The sequence below is a fragment of the Pseudarthrobacter sulfonivorans genome (assembly GCF_001484605.1).
In the GTDB taxonomy this organism is placed as follows: domain Bacteria; phylum Actinomycetota; class Actinomycetes; order Actinomycetales; family Micrococcaceae; genus Arthrobacter; species Arthrobacter sulfonivorans_A.
Genome location: NZ_CP013747.1, coordinates 3,090,774 through 3,111,069, shown reverse-complemented (window position 1 = coordinate 3,111,069; position 20,296 = coordinate 3,090,774). Strand labels below are relative to the sequence as shown.

The 20,296-nt window shown below is 65.5% G+C and carries 22 protein-coding genes; 11 read left to right on the top strand and 11 right to left on the bottom strand.

Annotated elements, in window-relative coordinates; genetic code table 11:
* Positions 1-6: 6 nt before the first annotated feature.
* The 3 genes from AU252_RS14045 to AU252_RS14035 form a co-directional block, all read right to left on the bottom strand.
* Positions 7-1,104 carry a ferredoxin reductase gene (locus tag AU252_RS14045; protein ID WP_058931257.1) on the bottom strand — a complete coding sequence of 366 codons (1,098 nt, stop codon included), beginning with the start codon at positions 1,102-1,104 and terminating at the stop codon, positions 7-9.
* Positions 1,105-1,315: 211 nt separating this feature from the next.
* Positions 1,316-1,519 carry a hypothetical protein gene (locus AU252_RS14040; protein ID WP_058931256.1) on the bottom strand — a complete coding sequence of 68 codons (204 nt, stop codon included), beginning with the start codon at positions 1,517-1,519 and terminating at the stop codon, positions 1,316-1,318.
* A gap of 102 nt (positions 1,520-1,621) precedes the next feature.
* Positions 1,622-2,656, bottom strand: a complete 1,035-nt coding sequence (locus AU252_RS14035) for an LLM class flavin-dependent oxidoreductase (RefSeq protein ID WP_058932952.1) — start codon at positions 2,654-2,656, stop codon at positions 1,622-1,624.
* A 75-nt stretch (positions 2,657-2,731) separates the two neighbouring features.
* Here AU252_RS14035 and AU252_RS14030 point away from each other — a divergent pair, with 75 nt between their 5' ends.
* From AU252_RS14030 to AU252_RS14015, 4 genes are all read left to right on the top strand, one after another.
* A complete protein-coding gene (locus AU252_RS14030) occupies positions 2,732-3,070 on the top strand; it encodes a YnfA family protein (RefSeq protein ID WP_058932951.1) in 339 nt (112 codons plus the stop codon).
* Positions 3,071-3,173: 103 nt separating this feature from the next.
* Positions 3,174-4,067 carry a hypothetical protein gene (locus AU252_RS14025; protein ID WP_058931255.1) on the top strand — a complete coding sequence of 298 codons (894 nt, stop codon included), beginning with the start codon at positions 3,174-3,176 and terminating at the stop codon, positions 4,065-4,067.
* Between the two features lie 22 nt (positions 4,068-4,089).
* On the top strand, positions 4,090-4,494 hold the full coding sequence (locus AU252_RS14020; RefSeq protein ID WP_058931254.1) for a YidH family protein: 405 nt from the start codon (positions 4,090-4,092) through the stop codon (positions 4,492-4,494).
* Positions 4,495-4,498: 4 nt separating this feature from the next.
* The gene (locus AU252_RS14015; protein ID WP_058931253.1) at positions 4,499-4,840 is read left to right on the top strand and encodes a DUF202 domain-containing protein; all 342 of its coding nucleotides are present in this window, start codon (positions 4,499-4,501) and stop codon (positions 4,838-4,840) included.
* Positions 4,841-4,855: 15 nt separating this feature from the next.
* Here the strand turns inward: AU252_RS14015 and AU252_RS14010 are convergent, their stop codons facing one another.
* The gene (locus tag AU252_RS14010) at positions 4,856-5,254 is read right to left on the bottom strand and encodes a hypothetical protein (protein ID WP_058931252.1); all 399 of its coding nucleotides are present in this window, start codon (positions 5,252-5,254) and stop codon (positions 4,856-4,858) included.
* Positions 5,255-5,306: 52 nt separating this feature from the next.
* Complete coding sequence (locus AU252_RS14005) at positions 5,307-5,993, bottom strand: DUF2848 domain-containing protein (RefSeq protein WP_058931251.1); 687 nt, start codon at positions 5,991-5,993, stop codon at positions 5,307-5,309.
* Positions 5,994-6,143: 150 nt separating this feature from the next.
* Here AU252_RS14005 and AU252_RS14000 point away from each other — a divergent pair, with 150 nt between their 5' ends.
* Positions 6,144-7,535: an MFS transporter gene (locus tag AU252_RS14000; protein ID WP_058931250.1), complete on the top strand. Its 1,392-nt coding sequence runs from the start codon at positions 6,144-6,146 to the stop codon at positions 7,533-7,535.
* 87 nt (positions 7,536-7,622) lie between these two features.
* Here the strand turns inward: AU252_RS14000 and AU252_RS13995 are convergent, their stop codons facing one another.
* Positions 7,623-8,279, bottom strand: a complete 657-nt coding sequence (locus tag AU252_RS13995) for a GntR family transcriptional regulator (protein ID WP_058931249.1) — start codon at positions 8,277-8,279, stop codon at positions 7,623-7,625.
* Positions 8,280-8,311: 32 nt separating this feature from the next.
* Here AU252_RS13995 and AU252_RS13990 point away from each other — a divergent pair, with 32 nt between their 5' ends.
* The gene (locus AU252_RS13990; RefSeq protein ID WP_058931248.1) at positions 8,312-9,106 is read left to right on the top strand and encodes a carbon-nitrogen hydrolase family protein; all 795 of its coding nucleotides are present in this window, start codon (positions 8,312-8,314) and stop codon (positions 9,104-9,106) included.
* Between the two features lie 403 nt (positions 9,107-9,509).
* A complete protein-coding gene (locus AU252_RS13985; protein WP_083510398.1) occupies positions 9,510-10,811 on the top strand; it encodes an ammonium transporter in 1,302 nt (433 codons plus the stop codon).
* A gap of 21 nt (positions 10,812-10,832) precedes the next feature.
* Here AU252_RS13985 and AU252_RS13980 read toward each other — a convergent pair whose 3' ends face one another.
* Entirely contained in the window at positions 10,833-11,474 is a 642-nt protein-coding gene (locus AU252_RS13980) for a PadR family transcriptional regulator (RefSeq protein WP_058931246.1), read from the bottom strand.
* Between the two features lie 231 nt (positions 11,475-11,705).
* Here AU252_RS13980 and AU252_RS13975 point away from each other — a divergent pair, with 231 nt between their 5' ends.
* Complete coding sequence (locus AU252_RS13975; RefSeq protein WP_083510397.1) at positions 11,706-14,075, top strand: transglycosylase domain-containing protein; 2,370 nt, start codon at positions 11,706-11,708, stop codon at positions 14,073-14,075.
* Between the two features lie 69 nt (positions 14,076-14,144).
* Here the strand turns inward: AU252_RS13975 and AU252_RS13970 are convergent, their stop codons facing one another.
* Together AU252_RS13970 and AU252_RS13965 are read right to left on the bottom strand one after the other, a co-directional pair.
* The gene (locus tag AU252_RS13970) at positions 14,145-14,738 is read right to left on the bottom strand and encodes a DUF1992 domain-containing protein (protein ID WP_058931245.1); all 594 of its coding nucleotides are present in this window, start codon (positions 14,736-14,738) and stop codon (positions 14,145-14,147) included.
* A 103-nt stretch (positions 14,739-14,841) separates the two neighbouring features.
* Positions 14,842-15,879: an Lrp/AsnC family transcriptional regulator gene (locus AU252_RS13965; RefSeq protein ID WP_240484184.1), complete on the bottom strand. Its 1,038-nt coding sequence runs from the start codon at positions 15,877-15,879 to the stop codon at positions 14,842-14,844.
* Between the two features lie 146 nt (positions 15,880-16,025).
* Between AU252_RS13965 and AU252_RS13960 the strand changes: the two genes are divergently transcribed.
* Positions 16,026-17,246 (top strand): M20 metallopeptidase family protein, encoded by a 1,221-nt coding sequence (locus AU252_RS13960; protein ID WP_058931243.1) that lies wholly within the window; start codon positions 16,026-16,028, stop codon positions 17,244-17,246.
* A gap of 27 nt (positions 17,247-17,273) precedes the next feature.
* Entirely contained in the window at positions 17,274-18,566 is a 1,293-nt protein-coding gene (locus tag AU252_RS13955) for an MFS transporter (RefSeq protein ID WP_058931242.1), read from the top strand.
* Positions 18,567-18,687: 121 nt separating this feature from the next.
* Here the strand turns inward: AU252_RS13955 and AU252_RS13950 are convergent, their stop codons facing one another.
* Both AU252_RS13950 and AU252_RS13945 read right to left on the bottom strand, forming a co-directional pair.
* Positions 18,688-19,185, bottom strand: coding sequence for an SRPBCC family protein (locus AU252_RS13950; RefSeq protein WP_058931241.1), 498 nt, complete (start codon positions 19,183-19,185; stop codon positions 18,688-18,690).
* Between the two features lie 13 nt (positions 19,186-19,198).
* The gene (locus tag AU252_RS13945) at positions 19,199-19,531 is read right to left on the bottom strand and encodes an ArsR/SmtB family transcription factor (RefSeq protein WP_058931240.1); all 333 of its coding nucleotides are present in this window, start codon (positions 19,529-19,531) and stop codon (positions 19,199-19,201) included.
* Between the two features lie 95 nt (positions 19,532-19,626).
* On the opposite strand from AU252_RS13945, the gene AU252_RS13940 reads away from it, so the two are divergent.
* Positions 19,627-20,166 (top strand): TspO/MBR family protein, encoded by a 540-nt coding sequence (locus AU252_RS13940; protein ID WP_167349834.1) that lies wholly within the window; start codon positions 19,627-19,629, stop codon positions 20,164-20,166.
* Positions 20,167-20,296 lie beyond the last annotated feature (130 nt).

The window sequence follows — 20,296 nt, the reverse complement described above, 5'->3', positions numbered from 1 at the left end:
TGCTCCTCAGAGTTCGAGGTTGACGGGTCCGGCGGCTGCCGAGACACACGTTTGGATTAGTTGGCCGGGTTCGCCGTGGACCTCGTTGGTGCGAAGGTCACGGACCTGTCCGGCCAGGAGCGGAGTCAGGCAACTGTGGCAGATTCCCATCCGGCAGCCGCTGGGCATCAGCACCCCGGCGTCTTCGCCGACGTCGAGCAGCGGAGTATCGCCGTCGGCGTCAACTTCCCGGTCCGACGCCTCAAAGGTGACCAGGCCGCCGTCGTGCCCTACACCCCCGGCGAAGGTGGTGTTGAACCGCTCAATCATGAGGTTGCCGGGATCGCCGGCGAGCGCAACATCGGAGCCGGGGGCACCGGCGGTGAGGGACGCCTGCTTCCACAGGGCCTCGGCGTCGTCCAGGAAACTGTCCGGGCCGCACGCGTAAGCGGCCCGTTCCTTCCAGTCCGGGCAGATCTCATCGAGCTCGGCCGTGTTGGTCAGGTCCATCCGGCCCTGTTCGCCGGTGTACCAGTGGGCCAGCCGGAAGTTGGGGAACTGGTCAGCCAGTTCGGCGAGTTCCTCGCGGAAGAGGCTGTCGCCGGGCGTGCGGGCGGAGTGCACCAGGACGACGTCGGCATCCGGGCGGCGGGGAACAAGGGTGCGGATCATGGACATCACCGGAGTGATGCCGCTGCCGGCGGTGACCATCAGGAGCGGCCTGGGGTGCTCGGGCAGGACGAAGTCGCCTTGCGGGGGTGCCAGGAAAAGGACGTCGCCCGGTTTGGTGGTCCGGACCAGGGTTCCGGAAACGGCGCCGACGTCGGTGACGGTGATGGCCGGGTCCTTGCCGGCGGGGGCGCTCAGCGAATACGAGCGCCAGTGGCGGACGCCGTCCAGCTCAACGCCGATGCGCGCCCACTGACCAGCCAGGTGGGAATGCCAGCCGCGGCCGGGACGGAAGAAGATGGTGGCCGACTGTGCCGTTTCCTGGACCACACGGGTCACCACTCCACGCAGCTGGCGCGCCGAGAAGACAGGGTTAAAGAGCGCCAGAATATCTTCCGGTGCCAATGGCGTGGTCAGTACGGAAGCCGCCTGTGCCAGCTGACGTAGCCGGATCATGCAGTAAAACCTAAAGCGGCGCGAGCCATATTTCTCTCTCCTGACCGTTCCGCAGTCACGCAGTAATCGTAGGGCGCATTGCCCCCAAAGCCCGCTACAAGCCTAACGGCTGTGGCTTGTGGATGGTTCCTTGAGCAATATTAGTAAGGATGCTGACTAATATCCACTGCCGATCACCGGAATGAGCCAGACCGACGGCGGGGGACGGTTGTCAGCGGTCGTCGCGTTCCTGGAATTCCTCGTCCAGGTCCAGGTGCCGGAACTCCGTCTCCGGGTTCGGTTCGCCCTCGGCCACGTACTCGTAGTCCAGTTGACGCTGTACTTGACTGTCCAAAACCTGCAGCTCCTTGTCCGGGATGCTGGAAAGATCCTCCGGGAACTCGTCTTCCGGTGTCAGGTGTAGTTTTTCGGACATGGTGAGCCTCTCTAGGCCGTGAGGAATAACCGGGCCTCAACGGCCCGCACCTTCTCAGGATATTCCCTTCCGGGCGGATCACCCAGCGGAATCGGCTCCGGATCAGGAACGTGCCGGGGTCCAGCCGACGGCGGGCGCAATGTACCGGGCGATGTTTCCCAGCATTTTGGCATTGAAGTCAACGCCCAACTGGTTGGGCACAGTCACCAGCAGCGTGTCCGCGGCCTGGACGGCGGCGTCGGCCACCAGCTGTTCGGCCAGGACATCCGGGGCGCCGGCATAGGTCTTGCCAAAGCGTGCCGTGAGGCCGTCGATGACGCCCACCTGGTCCCGGCTGTCCCGCAGCGCGCTGCCCGCAAAATACCTGCTGTCCTCGTCGTCCACGATTGGCAGGATGCTCCGGCTGACAGAGACCCGTGGCTGGTGGCTGTGTCCTGCCGCGGCCCAGGCCTCCCGGAAGAGCTGGATTTGCTCCGCCTGCAGCTGGTCGAAAGGGACGCCGGTGTCCTCGGTGAGCAGGGTGGAGCTCATCAGGTTCATGCCCAGGCCGGCCGCCCACACGGCGGTGTTGCGGCTTCCGGCGCCCCACCAGATCCGCTCTGTGAGGCCCGGCGACTGCGGTTGGACCGGCAACAGGCCGATGGCTCCGCCGGCGTAACGCGGGTCCGCCTCGGCCACGCCGGCGCCGCTGATGGCGTGCCGGAACTGGGCTGTGTGCTGGTGGGCCATGTCCGCGTCGGTCTCCCCTTCTGCCGGTTTGTGGCCGAAGGCAGCGGCCCCGTTCCGGGCGGGCTCGGGTGAACCACGGCTGATGCCCAGCTGCAGCCTGCCGCGGCTGATCAGATCCGTGGCCGCGGCTTCCTCGGCCATGTACAGCGGATTTTCGTACCGCATGTCGATGACACCGGTGCCGATCTCTATCCGGCCGGTCCGTGCGGCGATGGCTGCCAGCAGCGGGAAGGGCGACGCCTGCTGACGGGCGAAATGGTGCACCCGGAAGAAGGCGCCGTCGATTCCGAGTTCCTCGGCGGCCACCGCCAGCTCAATGCCCTGGCGCAGGGCCTCGCCGGCGGTTCTGGTGCGGGAGCCCTGGCCGGGGCCCCAGTGGCCGAAGGACAGGAATCCGATGCGTTGCATGTAAGGCCCAACCTCCCGCCGGGTGGCCGCATTCCCGGCTGGCATGATGAGCCTGTGAGTATTCCTGCTGAAACCGTGGCGATCGCCAAAACGACTGTGCTGTTCGTCCTGGCCGCTGCTGCCGAGATCGGCGGCGCGTGGCTCGTGTGGCAGTCAGTCCGTGAGGGCAAGGACTGGTGGTGGGCAGGGCTGGGTGTGATTGCCCTGGGCCTCTACGGTTTTGTGGCCACCCTGCAGCCGGATGCCCATTTCGGCCGGATCCTTGCCGCCTACGGCGGAGTGTTTGTGGCTGGGTCGCTGGCGTGGGGAATGGTCTTCGACGGTTTCCGGCCGGACCGGTGGGACATCGCGGGCTCCGTCATCTGCCTGGTCGGGGTGGCTGTGATCATGTTTGCCCCACGAAACGCGGGCTGACCCTGGAGACGTGACAGCGTTCGGAAACGCCCAGCGGAGGTAGCCCGTACCCGCGGTTGGGAGCACAATTGATCCATCCTTTGGATGTGGATGGTGATCAGCGATGGCCACAATAGTTGTGGTGGGGTCCGCCCTTTTTCTGCTCCTTGGCCTGCTGGTGGTGGTGCTGTGGGGAGGCCGCAGCATCCGTGAGCCATCCGCCTCACGGCCCCACCCCTCCACGGGCACCGGCGGGCAAGAGTTCCGGACTGACGTGAAACTGAGCGCGCTGCGCCGGTTCTTCTGGTGGGCCAACGTCGTGTCCTTTTCCGCACTGGTCTCGGCGTTGCTTGCCGCCTGGCCCGGCGGGCGGCTGGTCATGCGCATTTTGGCGGACACATCCCCCGCTTCCGCACAGGGCCGGCTAACGGAGGCCCAGGCATTCGTGGGAATTCCCAGCGTTGGGGGGACCATGGCCCTGCTGTTCTTCGGTGGCCTGCCGGCCGGCTTCCTTGCCGCGATCCTGTTCCCCCTCGTACGCCGCTGGCTTCCACGCGGACGTCTCGCCGGACCGCTGTTCGGTTTGCTCCTCCTCGTGTGGGTAGGGTCCTTGATGGATCCCCTGCGCGCGGACAACATCGATTTCAACATCGTTGGACCCGGCTGGCTGTCGGTGGCACTGTATGCCGGACTTGCCCTCCTTCACGGCGCCGTCGTCGCTGCCGCGGCGGGTTGGTGGAGTGAGCGCCTTCCGCTGTGGGGCCCCGCAGCGGCTAAATTCTATGTTCCGTTGCTCGTTGGTGCCATCTTGTTTCCACCGTTCGCAGTCCTCGTCGTCATTGGGACCCTCCTCTTGTTCCTCTGGCTGAGCGTCGTTCCGGTTTCCTGGCTGAGATCCGCGCGGCCCCGCCGGACAGTGCCGGCTTGGGTGGGTGCCGGGGCGATAGTGCTGATCAGTGCCGCCGCGCTTCCTGTTTTCATCAGCGCCGTGGTTTCCATCTCGTCCAGGACCGGCTGACGCCAACGGCTAAACTGGCCCCGTGCCCAGCAACCAGACGCCGCCCAACGACCCCGTGCCGCCGTCGCGGGGAAAGATCGCCGAACGGCTGCTGCCCGGCGGCACCGAGCCGGACCCGCGCTTCACGCTGGCCAATGAACGAACCTTCCTCGCTTGGATCCGCACGGCGCTGGCGCTTCTGGCCGGCGGCATCGCCATCGAGGCCTTCACCTCGGACCTGTTCCTGGAACCGGTCCGCAAGAGCCTGGCGGTACTGCTCCTGCTCCTGGGCATGCTGCTGAGCGCCGGCGCCGCAGGGCGCTGGATCCGCGTCGAACGGAGCATGCGCAACAAAACTCCACTCCCGCTGCCGCTCATTGTGCCGCTGCTGGCCGGCGCAGGGGCACTGGCTGCCGCCGTCGTCCTCGTCTTTATCCTCTGGCGTTAGCCCGGTGGTCCGCACCGGGCTTCCGGACCCCGGGCCGCACGGGGATCCCGGGCTCCAGCCCGAGCGGACCACGCTGGCGTGGGGCCGGACCATGATGGCGCTGGTGACGGTCAGCGCCATCTTCCTGCGCTGGCTGCCCCACCACGGCTTCCCCATCCTGCTGCTTTTCGCCGTATCCGCGGCCGCAGCGGCGGCCATCTACCTGACTCAGCGCCGGCGGTACGGCGCCAGCGCGCGGGGAATTTCGCGCGAAAGGGTCGACGCCGATACGTCCGCGGTACTCTGGACCGCCTTTGCGGGTGTTGCGCTGGGCGCGCTCGGCATCGGCGTGGTGCTGGCCGGCTGATTCAGCCGCGCTACGTCAGAACATCGGCAGCAGGAAGCCCGCGATGAGCGAAACGGCACCGATCCCGGTGAGCACCCGGCCAAGCACGACGGCGGTCCGCCCCACCGCTTCTGGCGCTGCGGTCTGCCACTGCGTGGGGCGCTTGGGGTGGTAGTAGATCGGCAGCGTGTCGCCCACGGTCAGGTCCTTGATGTCGTGGGGTGACATCGGTGCGTGGTGGACCTGGTACTTGCGGTCAAACCAGCGGAAGCCCGTTCCGGTAGCGTCCGCGTAGACCACCGCTTCTGCAACGGTCCAAGGGTGCACAAACCGCCGAAGGATGCCCGAGTAGAACAGCAGGGCAAGCCCCGGCGGAAGGCACAGCCAGGTCATCATTTCCAGGATGGGACCTGCCATTTCAAGCGCAGTGGGCATAGCAATGATGCTACCGGGAGTTGCGACCCCAGCGGGCCCCCGCCCGGCGGAATCAGCCGATGGGCTCGGCCATCTGCTCCACCACGTACCGGGCATCCACGGTGGATCCTGTCACGGGGTCTGTCATCTCCACTTTCCAGCTGCGGGCGAACTGGTTTACCCCGCTTGTCATGGCCACCGTGCCGGAAATGAGGACCGTCCCCGGCTCATTCAGGCCACGCTCGGTCAGCACCTCCAGCCAGTAGTCCGGCGTCAGCAGGGCTTCCAACGAGCTGTCCTGGATCAGCGTGTCCGCGGTATCACCCTGCCCCACCCAGCCCTTCAGCGTGATCTGGTCCAGGTGGTCGCGCACGTCGTCCAGCCGCCACGCCTTGCGGCCCAGGACGTCCGGGCTGGCATTCTTGCTCCAGGCCACCCCATGGACCTCAAGCTCGCGGTCCGTGTGGTCGCACGCGACCGTCAGCAGCACGCCGTCGTCCGTGATGACCAGCGCCCATTCGGCTTCCCCGGAGGTCCGGGCATGCTGCACGCGGACTTCGGAAACCTGCTGCGCCAGGTACGGCGAGACCGGGTAGAGCGCCGGGGTGGTGGCGGGGCCCGGAACGCCCAGTTCTGCCAGCTCGGCAATGTGGGCCTGCACTTCCTCCTGCTCCCGCCCTGCATAACCGGCGTTCAGGAGGTGCTTGACCTGGACTGTCCGGGTGCTGCCGTCGGGAAGTTCGAAGCTCAGAGTCGTCATGTTCTGTCCATCCTTTGCGTGTCCTGCTGGAGAAATTTACAAACTGGAAACCGGAAACGGTGGCCAATGTACATCCAGTATGCGTAATGTATACATTTAACGCCAGCGTGACAGGCGTCACCCGTAAACATCTCGTGGAGGACAACACCCATGGCTAACGTCCCAGTTCCGGCTTCCGGCGCAGCGCCGCGTCCGGACAAGCCGATTCACCCCAAGGGCCTGTACAAGGCCTTCGCTGCCAGCCTCACCGGCACCGCCCTCGAGTGGTATGACTTCGCCGTCTACTCGGCCGCGGCCGCCGTCGTATTTCCCCTCGTGTTCTTCCCGTCATCCGATCCCCTGACGGGCACCATCCTGGCCTTCTCCACGTATGCGGTGGGCTACGTGTCCCGGCCTGTTGGTGGCATCATCTTCGGCCGCCTGGGTGACCGGATCGGCCGCAAGAAGGTGCTGGTGACCACCCTGATGATCATCGGCGTGGCCACCGTCCTGATCGGTGTGCTCCCCGGTTACGACAGCATCGGCATCAGCGCCCCGATCATCCTGGTGCTGCTGCGGTTCGCCCAGGGCGTGGGAGTCGGCGGCGAATGGGGCGGCGCCGTGCTGCTCTCCAGCGAATACGGCGACCCCCACCGGCGCGGCTTCTGGGCGTCTGCAGCCCAGGTGGGCCCGCCCGCCGGCAACCTTATGGCCAACGGCGCCCTGGCTGTCCTGACCCTCGCCCTGACCGAGGAACAGTTCATCGGCTTCGGCTGGCGCATCGCGTTCCTTGTCTCGGCCGTGCTGGTCGGTTTCGGCCTCTGGATCCGCCTGAAGCTGGAAGACACCCCCATCTTCAAGGCCATCGAGGCCCACGGCGAACAGCCCCACGCCCCCGTCCGTGAGGTCTTCAGCACCGAACTCCGGCCCCTCATTGCCGCCACGCTGTGCCGGGTGGGCCCGGACGTGCTCTACGCCCTGTTCACCGTTTTCACCCTCACCTACGGCATCCAGACACTCGGCTACGAACGCAGCCAGGTGCTCACGGCAGTCCTGATCGGCTCCGCGTTCCAGCTCTTTATGATCCCGCTGGCCGGCGCTGTGTCCGACCGCTTCAACCGACGCCTGGTCTACGGCACCGCGGCTGTGGTGGGCGCCGTGTGGACGTTCATCTTCTTCGGCGTCCTGGGCGCCGACAACGAGCCGATGCTCATTGCCGGCATTGTGCTGGGCCTCATGGCGCACTCGTTTATGTACGGCCCGCAGGCTGCCTTCATCGTGGAGCAGTTCTCACCGAGGCTCCGGTCCACGGGCAGCTCCCTGGCCTACACGTTCGCCGGCGTGATCGGCGGCGCCATCGCCCCGCTGATGTTCACATTGCTGCTGGCGCAGTTCGGCACCTGGATTCCGGTGGCCATCTACGTGGCAGTCGCTGCAGGCGTCACCGCCGTGGGACTGGCCCTCGGCCGCGATTCCAACACCGTGGAGGACGAGGACTACCGGCTGCTGCTGGAAGTATCCGCACTAGAGCGCCAGCAGTCGGCCACCGGCAAAGGCCACTGACGATTTCCCACTCCCAAGACCGGAGTTTTTGTCCACATAATGCACCCAAAACGACTCTCAACTCGCGTTATGTGGACAAAAACTCCCTTAGGTGCGGAGCAGAATATCCCGGGTGACAGCCAGGTGATGGTCAATGGCCTCCTGCGCCTTCGCGGGGTCGCCGGACATCAGGGCATCGAGGATGTCCTGATGTTCGGCGCACACCTGTCCGCGCCGGTCTCCGGTGCGGAACAAGGCCGAAACGCCCACCAGGATTTGCCGGACATGGAGCTTGCTGTACGTTCGGGAGATGAGCTCATTGCCGGCGGCGTCGATCAGAAGCTGATGGAAGAGGGTGTCCAGCCGGATGAACTCCTGCGCAGCCTCCGCATTCAGCAGCTCGGGAAGCTGGGCCTGCAGGTCCAGGGTGTCCTGCATCGTTTTCGCAGGAACGCGGTTCTGTTCGATAACCAGGCGGGCGGCATGGCTTTCCAGCACACCCCGGAGTTCCATCAGTTCCGACATTTCACGGCCAGTCACCGGCGGAACATATGCCCCGCGCTGCGGAATCAGTTCCACCAGGCCGTCGGAGACGAGCAGCAGGAGCGCCTCCCGGACCGGAGTTCGCGAGACGCCGATCTCCGCGGCCAGCTCCTGCTCATTCAGGAACTTCCCCTGCACCGCCGGGTCAACCAGGATGTTTTCGCGCAGGTACGCGTACGCCTTCTCGCGGCCGGACGCCGCCGTCGCCGAACTTTTTCGCATACATTATGTATACAACAGACTGGAGTAATTTCATGCGTTTAGCAGTGGCCCAAATCATCACCGGAGCCGATCTGGCCGCCAACCTGGAGCTCATCAGAGACTACGCCACGCGAGCCAAAGCTGCCGGAGCGGAGCTCGTGGTGTTCCCGGAAGCCGCCATGCGCGCCTTCGGCAACAGCCTGAAGGACATTGCCGAGCCGCTGGACGGGCCGTGGGCTGCCGCCGTCCGCAGCATTGCCCAAGAGCTGGACATCACGGTGGTGGCGGGCATGTTCACCCCGGGCGACGGCGGCCGCGTGCGGAACACGCTGCTGGTCACCGGCCCCGGCGTCGAGACCGCCTACGACAAGATCCATCTCTTTGATGCATTCGGGTTCGCCGAGTCCGATACCGTGGACGCCGGAACCGCCCCCGTGACCTTCGAGGTGAACGGCACCACCTTCGGCCTGGCCACCTGCTACGACGTGCGGTTCCCGGCACTGTTTACGGCCAACGCCAAGGCCGGCGCCCAAGTCAACATTGTCTGCGCCTCATGGGGCGCCGGCGAGGGCAAGGCAGAGCAGTGGGACCTCCTGGTCCGGGCCCGCGCGCTGGACAGCACCACCTTCGTGGTGGCCTGCGGACAGGGCGACCCGGCAAGCGTCGGCATCGCCTCCGCCGGCAAGGCTCCCACCGGCGTCGGCCACAGCGCCGTCATCTCTCCCGTGGGCGCTGCCCTGGTGGCCCTCGGCGGCGAACCGGAACTCGCCGTCGTCGACATTGACCCGGCCGTCATTGCCGAGGTCCGCGGCCAACTGCCCGTCCTGGCCAACGCCCGGACCTTCTGACCCGGCGGGCCAGCCCCGCGCACCGTAAATTCCCGGACCGCCTGAGGCACTCCCCCAAGCTACGTCAAAGCGGCGCCCCACGGCGGTGAGCCGCCGTTCACTTTCAGGAAACGTTGCCCTTTCAGCGTCCGACGGCGGCTTCTCACCACGTGCGCGGACCGGCGCCCGCCGTTGCTGGCATCGGAGTCTCAGGGCCTCCCGTCCCGGCGCCGTTCAACAGGTCCCGTTTACACGCCGGAAACATCACCGTCATGCGATCTTCACGTAAGCCGCCGGGCCGTAACGTATCCGCAACTTAGCGAAGCGCAAACGGAAACACGCGGCGACAAATATTGATCGGGGGGATTGCGCGGGCCAGGTAGGAAAAGTCCCCGTATACAGGATCAATGAAAGGGACCCACCGGTGGAGATCACTGCGCAACACGTCTGGATGATGATCGCGGCGGCAATGGTGCTGCTTATGACACCCGGGCTTGGCCTCTTCTATGGCGGCATGACGCGCGCCAAGGCAGCGCTGAACATGATCATGATGAGCTTCATCTCCGCCGGCATCGTGGGAGTTGTGTGGGTCCTATGGGGATACTCGATGACCACCGGCGAGGGAATCCTGGGCATCTTTGGCAACCCCTTCGCCAACTTCGGGCTGCAGAACCTCATGGGCTCCCCTGACCTCATCAAGGCAGGCTTCAGCGCCACCTTCGCCATCATCACGGTGGCCCTCATCAGCGGGGCCATCGCGGACCGCGCCAAGTTCAGCGCCTGGGCAGTGTTCGTGCCGCTGTGGATCACGCTGGTTTATTGCCCCTTGGCCTACATGATCTGGGGCGGCGGGCTCATGAGCGCCGGCGGAGCCATCACCGAGACCTTCGGCCAGGTCATCGACTTCGCCGGCGGTGCGGTGGTGGAAATCAGCTCCGGTACGGCCGCCCTGGTCCTGGCCCTGGTGGTTGGCCAGCGCCACGGCTTCGCCAAGGATCCCAGCCACCGCCCGCACAATGTCCCCTTCATCATGCTCGGCGCGGCCATCCTGTGGTTCGGCTGGTTCGGGTTCAATGGCGGCGCCGCCACCACCGCGGAGCAGGCCGGCCTGATCTGGATCAACACCCTGGTCACCCCGGCCGCGGCCATGCTCAGCTGGCTGCTGGCGGAGAAGATCCGCCACGGCCATCCCACGTCCCTGGGCGCAGCCTCCGGTGTTGTTGCCGGCCTGGTGGCCATCACACCGTCCTGCGCCAACATCAGCCCAGTGGCCGCCATCGGCCTGGGCCTGGTGGCCGGTGCAGCCTGCTGCGTGTTTGTTGACCTGAAGTACCGGTTCGGGCTGGACGACTCCCTGGACGTGGTGGGAGTACACCTCGGCGCCGGGCTCATCGGCACACTCGCCCTGGGCTTCGTCGCTCTCCCCATGGACGGCCAGGGCGGGGGCCTGTTCTACGGCGGCGGTCTCCAGCAACTGACGGCGCAGGCCGTGGCGGTAGTGGTCACCGTAGTTCTCTCCGGCGGTGTGACCCTGGTGATCGGCCGGGCCATCAACAGGACCATCGGGTTCCGGGTGAGCCACGAGGCCGAGATGGCAGGGGTGGATCTCTCCGAGCATGCCGAGACCGCCTACGCCTTCGGCGGGCTGGGTAGCCACTTCAACCCGCTGGGCCGCGGCGTCACGGCACCTGCTGCCGCTCCCGCCAAGGAAGACACGTTCGCCTGAGGCCACAGCGTTCAAAAGCGCTCAGTCGGCCAGGATCCGGTAGAGCGCGCGGCGGGTTTCGTCGAGCTTTTCCACCGCAGCATTGCGCTGTTCTTCCGTAGCGGCCGTACGGAACTGATGAATGACCCCCATCAGTTTGCCCACACTCTGGTGGAAGGCGGGTCCGGATCCTTCCGCATCGCTGTTCCACGCGTTCTCCAGTTCCTCCGCATGCTCGGCCACGTAGGCCTTGCCGGCGTCGGTGAGGGTGAAGTCGGTCCGCCGGCCCTCGCTGAGGGGGGCAATGAGGTCCTCGTCCACCAACTGCTGGAGTGTGGGGTAGATCGACCCGGGGCTGGGCCGCCATGCGCCGGACGTTTTCTCCGCGATGGTCTTGATCAGGCCATAACCGTTGGACGGGGCCTCGGCCAGCAAAGACAGGATGGCCCACCGGACGTCCCCCCTGCTTGCCCGCCGGGGACCGGGCCCAAAGCCGGGACCGAACCCTCCGCCCGGTCCAAAACCGGGACCAAATCCGCCCCGTGGGCCAAAGCCCGGGCCAAACCCTCCCCCGCGGTGCCCGTGCGGTCCGCGGCGGCCCCTGCCGCGCTCAAACCGTCCCCGCCCAAACTGTCCCCGCCCGAACGGCGGTTCCAAAAACTTGTCGTCGTGAATGCCTTTCATGGTGGCATCTTCCCTTCTCTGTCTTTTTGAATGCTTCTTGGCCCTTGTTGAATGGTTATCGGTCAACTACTCACCGACATTTAACGATATATCGGTATCTATCGCCTGACAAGACCCAAAACAAGACTTAGGGACGGAAAAGTACCGGCTTGGCATCAGTTCGTCCAGCATCTGGATGCTGCAGGTGCAGCGGCGTATCCTGTTCACACGTCGCGAGCTTGGGGCTGAACAATGGCGCAGCAAAAGAAACGCAGGCACCGGTTGGCCGCCACCCTGGGAAGGGTCATCGGATTCTTTGCTGCGAGCGCCATGTGCGGCGTCCTGGCCGCAAGCCTGGTGGTCCCCGCTGTTGCGACTGTCGGCTACGGGGTCAGCACCTCCATCAGCTACTTTGAAAATCTGCCCTCGGAACTGATCGTTTCGCCGCCGTCGCAGTCCACCAAAGTCCTCACTTCCGACGGCCAGCCGCTCGCCACGTTTTATGCCGAAAACCGGATTAAGATCCCCCTGGACCGGATATCCCCCTACGTCCGGGATGCCATCGTGGCCATCGAGGACAGCCGCTTTTATGAGCACCCGGGCGTTGACCCGCAAGGGATTCTCCGGGCCGCAATCTTCAACCTGACGAGTGAGGGCAGGCAGGGCGCCTCCACGATCACCCAGCAGTACGTCACCAACGTGATCAACGAGTCATTCGTGTCCCAGGAGAAGACCGACGAGGTCATCCTCAGCGGCCAGAAGAGCATCGGGGACAAGCTCCGCGAGATAAAGCTGGCCATTGCGCTGGAGAAGAAGTTCAGCAAGGACCAGATCCTCGAGGGCTACCTGAATATCGTGTTCTTTAACCGCGAGGCCTACGGAATCGAGGCGGCGGCCCGGTATTTCTTCAGCACCGGGGCAGGGGACCTCACGCTGCCGCAGGCCGCCCTGCTGGCCGGTCTGGTCAACAGTCCCAGCTTTTACAACCCCGCGGTCAACCCGGAGCAGGCCATGAGCCGCCGGAACCAGGTTCTTACGGAGATGCTGGCCACCGGCAAGATCACCCAGGCGGACCACGACGCCGCAGCGGCTACGCCCATCGAGCTCAAGCTCAGTCCGGGGAAGCAGGGCTGCGCCCACGCCCAGATGGCGCCGTACTTCTGCGACTACATTTCGCATATGATCCTGAACAACCCGGCCTACGGCGCCACCCTGGCCGAGCGCGAGCGGAAGCTGTACCGCGGCGGGCTCACCATCGTCACTACGCTGGACAGCCGGCTCCAGGCGGCGGCCCAGGCGCAGGTGGACAGCACTGCCGGGGCGAATCCTGACCGCTGGGGCGCATCCCTGGTGTCGGTCCAGCCGGGCACCGGGAAAATCCTGGCCATGGCGCAGAACACGGTATTCCTGCCGGCGGAGGGCAAGTTCGACACCCAACTGAACTTCAATGTGGATTCCCGGGATTCCACGGGCAATGACCTCAACGGGGCGGGCGGCTTCCAGCCCGGCTCCACGATGAAGCCCTTCACGTTCGCCGAGTGGCTGAACGAGGGCAAACCACTGACAGGCGTGGTGGACGCCTCCCGCCGGGTGTATCCGCTCGGCTTCCCGTGGCGCTCCAGCTGCGGAAGGGTGCTGGGCGCCTACAGTACGGCCCAGAACAACCCTGAGCTGGGCGCCGCCGACGATCTCCAGAATGCTGATGAGGGCTACTACCGTCCCATGCCCGTGAACTACGGGCTGTACAACTCCATCAACACGGCCACGTTCGCCGCGGCCACCCAGCTCGACTTCTGCGGCATCCAGAAGATGGTGGACGCCGTGGGGCTGCACAGCGGACTGGACGGTGCCCAGATCAACATGCACCAGCTCGGCAATCTCCTCGGTGCCATCGGCGTCGCCCCGCTCCACCTCGCCAATGCTTTCGCCACCTTCGCCAACGACGGCCGTTACTGCTCCCCGATCGCCGTGCTTGAGGTGACGGACCTGACGGGCGGGAAGCTTCCCGGACAGACCAGCGAGTGCCGCGATGCCGTCAAGCCGGAGGTTGCCCGGGGAGTCAATGCCGTGCTCCAGGACGTACTGAAGATCGGCTCCGGCGTGTGGATCAATCCCAAAATCCACACGCAGATGCCCGTGGCCGCCAAGACCGGGACCTCCAACAACAACGGCGCCACCTGGGTGGCTGGGTACACCTCGGGACTGGCTACGGCGTCCTTCTTCGGCGACGCCCTGGAAGGCCAGCACCGTCCCGGCCAGAACGTCACCATCAATGGCCAGTTCTACCCGCGGCTGGACGGCTACATGATAGCGGGGCCCCAGTGGGTCAACTACATGCTCAAAGCCGCGCCGCTTTACCCGGCGAACCCGTTCCCGCCGCCGCCAGCATCCATGGTGGCCCCGCCGAAACCGTCACCCGCTCCGCCCGCGCCGCCTGCGCCCGCTCCAGCTCCAGCCCCCGCGCCCGCACCCGCTCCAGCGCCGGCTCCCGCGCCGGAGCCCGCACCTGCACCACCTCCTGCCCCTGCTCCTGAGCCCGCGCCCGTCCCGCCTGCTCCGCCAGCACCGCCCCAGCTTCCGGACCCTCCGCCTGCGAACGGCTTCCCGGGAGGCAGGCGCTGAGATCCGACGACGGCGGGAGGCGCCGCCGTCGTCCGTTGCCTACCTCGCGCGTTCCCCTCGCCCGCTCAGCTAGGTGGTGCCGCGCCAGAGCCGCTGCCACCAGGAGCGCTGCGGCTCCGGTTCAGGTAGGGCGTCCTGTGCGTGGGCGGCGCGGCGTTCGTGCCAGCGCGCCACCTCGGCGTCGACGTCCCGCGTTTTGGTGACGACGGGCGGGCCGCCCTGGAGCTGGCGGCGGGCCTCGATTACCCGGGCATTGAAGTCGGCGAGGATGTCCCGGACCTGTTTTTCGGTGAACTGCACATCAAGCCGGCCGTCCAGTTCGGCGTCTTCGGTGCGGAGCAGGATGGCTTTGGGGCCCAGCCCGCTGATGTTCTCGCGCTGGATCAGGCCCTTGACCCACCAGTCAGGATCGTAGGCCTCGCCCAGCCCGGGGATGGGCTTGCCGGCGTATTTGAGGTTGTCGAATTTGCCCTGTGCCATGGCGTCCCGGATCAAGTACTCCGCCCGCCGCGCATCGTCGACCTTCTTGCGTTTGTCCCGTTCCTTGGCCTCGGCGGCCTCGAGTTCGGCCTCTTCCTCGGCACTGATGCCGGCGCCCCGGTAGGAGCGCACTTCCGCAGCCCGTTCCAGCCGGCGCTTGAAGGCACTGTCTCCGCCGCCCATAACCCCTTCACCGCCTCATTGCCCGTCCCAACCCTTCAGACTTCCAGTATTCAGACGTGGACCTCAGGTTTCAACGAGCGCCACCCACGGCGGGCACCAAAGCTCATTGGAGCCCCAAAGACGGCAGCCCCGTGCCGGAGACCACCACCGCGCCGCTCGCCGTCGAATCCGGGTTCAGCATCCAGCCCATCCGCTTGGCGCTGCTCAGGATCACAACGCTCTCCACGAGCTCGATCTGCGGGATGCGTTGCTGGAGGGCCAATTCGGCGTTCATCACATCGGCCAGGGAATTCAGCCACATGAGGATCACAAAATTTGTGCCTCCGGTGGTGGAGGCGCTGAGCCTGACAGTGCGGAGGCCGCGGAGTTCGGCGGCCGCGGCCTCGTGCTGGCCCGGCGGCACATTGGCGAACCACTGACAGCTCACCGGGTAGCCGGAGAGATTCTGGGCAATGTCGCAACGGAAGGTCAGCAGCCCACTGGATATCACCCTGTTGAGCTGCCGCTGGACCGTCGCCGGGCTCCTGCCCAGGCTGCGCGCGATGTCCGCTGCGCTCGCACGCCCGTCCCGCGCCAGGAACGGGATCAGATCCAGGTGACTGGGCGGCAGTGGCGCCCCGGGCCTCGGGGCTGCCGAACCGGTGACTTCATGACTGGCAACGTCCATAAGCGCATTCTGCTTCGCCTTGTCCAACGTATTGAGGCGCCACGAATGGCCAGCGGAGTGCAGACGGGTACCCAGCGAGGTCCGGTACTTCAACAACCCGCGAATCTCCTTGAACCTCGGGAGCACATGATCCGTGAACCGGTCCAAGGTGGGCGCTATTACCGTCAGCATGAGGTCCCTGTTGCTTGCCGCCTCCTCCACCGTGACCACCTCCGGGATGGCGGCGAGCGCCGCGGTCACCTCGGCCCGCAACTGCATTTCGCAATCCACGCTCACCAGCGCCAGGCACATCTTTTTGGGATCGCCGATCAGGTGGGCCGTCGTCCAGGCCGCCCCCGACAACCGCAGCCTGTCCCAGCGCGCAGCCAGCGTTGTGGCGTGCACTCCCAGCACATCGGCTGCATCCGACCAGCTGATCCGCGGCGCAACCTGCAGCACGTTGATCAGGGCAAGGTCTTCCTCGCTGAGTACCACTTCGCCACTCCCACGCTTCAGTGAATGAATCCTGCCATTTCCATCATACTTTTGATTTTTTCCAGCTATTTCGCAGCTTGTGAACCGCATCACTTCACAATGGAAGCGGGTCACTGACCAAACGTTCAGAAATTAGGAGAGAGCAGATGTCGATCACCACCGACGCCAAGGAACTGCAGGGCGAGATCGCCCGGTTCCGCCACGAGCTGCATCAGGAACCGGAGATCGGCCTGGACCTCCCCCGGACCCAGGAAAAAGTCCTCAAGGCGCTCGACGGCCTACCGTTCGAAATCACCCTGGGCAAGAGCACGACGTCGGTCACCGCGGTCCTGCGCGGCGGCGCGGCTTACGCCTCGGCGGAGAAGCCCGTGGTCCTCCTTCGCGCGGACATGGATGGCCTCCCTGTCCAGGAGACCACCGGCGTCGACTACACCTCAAGGGTCGACGGCGCCATGCACGCCTGCGGCCACGACCTCCACACCTCCATGCTCGCCGGTGCCGCCACCCTCCTGGCCGAGCGTCGCGATCAGCTGGCCGGCGACGTCGTCCTGATGTTCCAGCCCGGTGAAGAAGGATTCGACGGCGCGAGCTACATGATCAAGGAAGGTGTCCTGGACGCTGCCGGTCGCCGCGCGGACACCGCCTACGGAATGCACGTCTTTTCCGCTTTGGAGCCGCATGGCCAGTTCACCACCAAGAACGGCGTGATGCTCAGCTCCTCGGATGGACTCGTCGTCACCGTCCTGGGCGCCGGCGGCCACGGTTCGGCCCCACACTCTGCCAAGGACCCCGTAACGGCTGCGGCCGAGATGGTCACTGCACTGCAGGTCATGATTACGCGACAGTTCAACATGTTTGATCCCGTCGTCCTGACGGTCGGCGTGCTGCACGCAGGAACCAAGCGGAATGTCATTCCCGAGACCGCCCGCATCGAAGCCACCATCAGGACCTTCTCCGAAGAGTCGCGCAGGAAGATGATGGATGCAGTACCCAAGCTGCTCCAAGGCATCGCTGCAGCCCACGGCTTGGAGGTGGACGTGCACTACCAAGAGGAATACCCCCTCACCATCAACGACGAGGACGAGACCCACACTGCCGAAAAGGTCATCGCTGGAATGTTCGGCGAGCCCAGGCTCACCCGGATGGCTACGCCGTTGAGCGGTTCGGAGGACTTCTCCCGTGTCCTTGCCGAGGTCCCCGGCACGTTCGTCGGGCTCAGTGCCGTTCCCCCCGGCGCCGACCACACGACGTCGCCGTTCAACCACTCGCCTTACGCCACGTTCGACGACGGCGTACTCTCCGACGGTGCAGCGCTCTACGCAGAGCTCGCCGTCTCCCGCATCGCGGCACTTGCCGCCGCCAACTGACCTTCCCGCCACCCCTTGGAGCATGACATGACCACAACTGCAGGCGTCCCAGCCGACGTCCAGGTTCACAAGTCCCACCTGCGCACCCTCGTCGGCACCGGCATCGGCAACGCCGTGGAATGGTACGACTGGGCCATCTATGCCACGTTCTCGCCGTTCATCGCGAGCGCACTGTTCAGCAAGGCGGATCCGACGTCGGCCTTCCTCGCCACCCTGGCGATCTTCGCCGTCGGCTTTGTCGCCCGTCCGTTCGGTGGCTTCGTGTTCGGCTGGATCGGTGACCGGATCGGCCGCAAGACGTCCATGACGTTCGCGGTGGGCCTCGCCGCCCTCGGCAGCCTGATCATCGGCGTCGCCCCCACTTTCGAGGCCGTGGGGGCCTTCGCCTCGGTCCTGCTGCTGGTGGCTCGGCTTATCCAGGGCCTTGCCCACGGCGGAGAGCTGCCGTCGTCGCAGACCTACCTCTCGGAAATGGCGCCCAAGGAACACCGTGGCTTCTGGGCAACGCTCATTTATACGTCCGGCACGGTCGGCATCCTGGCCGGAACCATGCTCGGCGCCATCCTCTCCAATGTCTTGAGCACGGCCGACATGAACGCCTGGGGCTGGCGGGTGCCATTCCTTATCGGCGGCGCCATGGGCCTCTACGCCCTGTTCATGCGGGCCCGCATGAAGGAAACGGCGGCGTTCGAGGCAGAATCGCCCAAGGAAAAGCACGAGCCGATGTGGCCACAGATCTACCAGCACCGCAAGCAGGCCCTGCAGGTGATTGGCCTGACCGTCGGCCTGACTGTGACCTACTACATCTGGGGCGTCGTGACTCCCAGCTATGCCGCGTCGGTCCTCAAGATGGACCGTGGCGAGGCCCTCTGGGCCAGCGTAATCGCCAACGTGCTGTTCATCGCCGCGCTGCCGTTCTGGGGCAAACTCTCGGACCGTATCGGACGCAGGCCCGTCATGATCATGAGCGCCGCCGGCGCCGCGCTGTTCCACTTCCCCATGACCTGGCTGCTGAAGGACTCCCCGTGGCAGCTCGCGGTCACCATGTCAGTCATGCTGTTCTTCATCGCCGGCAGCGCAGCAATCGTCCCGGCCGTATACGCCGAACTGTTCCCCACCAAGATCCGCACGGTCGGCGTGGGCGTCCCGTATTCCATCTGCGTCGCAGTCTTCGGGGGTACCGCACCGTACCTTCAGGCCTGGCTCGGCTCCATCGGACAGGGCAACCTCTTCAACGTGTACGCGGTGGTCCTGCTGGCCATCAGCATCGCGTTTGTGTTCACCATCCCGGAGACCAAGGGCAAGGACCTGACACACTAACCAGCAACGCCGCCTCCGTAGGAGCGACCACCACCACGCGCGAAAGGACACTTGAGGCCCCGGATCCTGGGGCCTCAAGTGTCCTTTCGCGCGTGCCTTTGCGTGAAAGCGTCAGCGTTACTCAGGCGCGGGCGTGTTCGGCGAGGACGGCGTCGATCTGGCCGGCAGCCTCCTTCATGCCTTCCTCCATGCCCATCTTGACCATTTCTTCCATCTGCTCTTCGGAGTCGAACGTGGACATAATGGTCATCCGGGTGCGGCCGCCGAGATCCTCGAGGTCAACAGCGGCATGGGCACTGCCCATGGCATCCACGGGCGCTCCGGTTTCGTCCGCGAAGCCGTCATCAAATTCGAGCTTGCGCGGCGCCTCGATGGTTCTGAATTTCCACCAGCCTCGGGGCTTCTCGCCTTCGGGCGTGGTCATGTAATAGTCGGCCTTCCCGCCGGGCTGGAAGTCGAACCGGTCAAACGTGGCCGGATAGTTGGGCGGACCCCACCAGCGCTCGAGCTGCCGCGGGTCCTCCCAAATCTGCCAGACGCGTTCGACGGTGGCGTCGAACTCGGCGACGAGGGTGAGGCTGAGTGCCTCGAGATTTTTCATGGAACTGATAACAGGCATTGCCGTACCTTTCCTATCCTTCAGCCAGAATGTCCGCGATCCGTTCGGCACGCTGCCGCCAGATCGCCTCGTACTCATCGAGCAGCCGGCGGGCCTTCGCCAAACCTTCGTGATTGCCCCGCACGATCTGCTCCCTTCCGCGCTTCTCCTTGGTGACCAGGGAAGCCCGCTCCAACACCGCCACATGCTTCTGGACTGCGGCGAAACTCATGGCGTAGAGGGCCGCAAGGCCGGAGACCGAGTACTCCCCCGCCGTCACCCGCCGGACAATGTCCCGCCGGGTGGCGTCCGCGAGCGCCTGGAACAGGCGGTCCACGTCCGCGTCTCTGAGCTGATCTACAACCATTTGGTTGTACGATACGCCCGGGGCCGAAGGGTGTCAAGAGGTCTCCGCCGCCGCCCGGTTTGACGCGGGTACCCGCCATTGTCCACAGTGGGTCAGTGTCTGCCACTATCCCCACCGATGCCCCCGAGGCACGCCCGGACGGGCCGTCCCGACGGCGGCAGGTTGCCGCCCTGGTCGGCTTCCTCGCGCTTTCCTGGGCCGTGTCGTTCGTGGGGTCCCTCCCGATCCGAACGGCTGCCGGCGGCTGGTACGCCCTGGCGGACAAAGCCCCCTGGACGCCTCCCGGGCTGATGTTCACGTCGGTCTGGCTGGTCCTGTACGCGGCCATGGCCGTGGCGGCCTGGCTCGTATGGCGGCAGAGGCGCCACCCGCGCCGCCGCGCACTCAGGCTCTATGGGCTCCAACTGGCCTTGAACCTGCTCTGGCCCATGACGTTCTTCGGGCTGTATCCCATACTGGGGACCGCGGCGCTCTGGCTGGCCCTGGCCGTCCTCGCCGCCCTCTTCCTCACAGCGGCCCTGACAGTTCTGCGCTTTGGACCCATCAGCCCAACGGCCGGACTGCTGATGCTGCCGAACGTGTCGTGGCTGGTGTTTTCGGCGTCCCTGAACCTTTACGCCGCCGTCAGTAACTAAAGCCGGCGCGAGCGTGTAATCGCTCACACTTTCGCCATTTCTGTTGCAAATCCCGGCGGCAAGCATGAACCATGAGATCGGGACCCCGTTCCCGCACTACCAAGATCAGCAATCCTCACCGACGAGGATG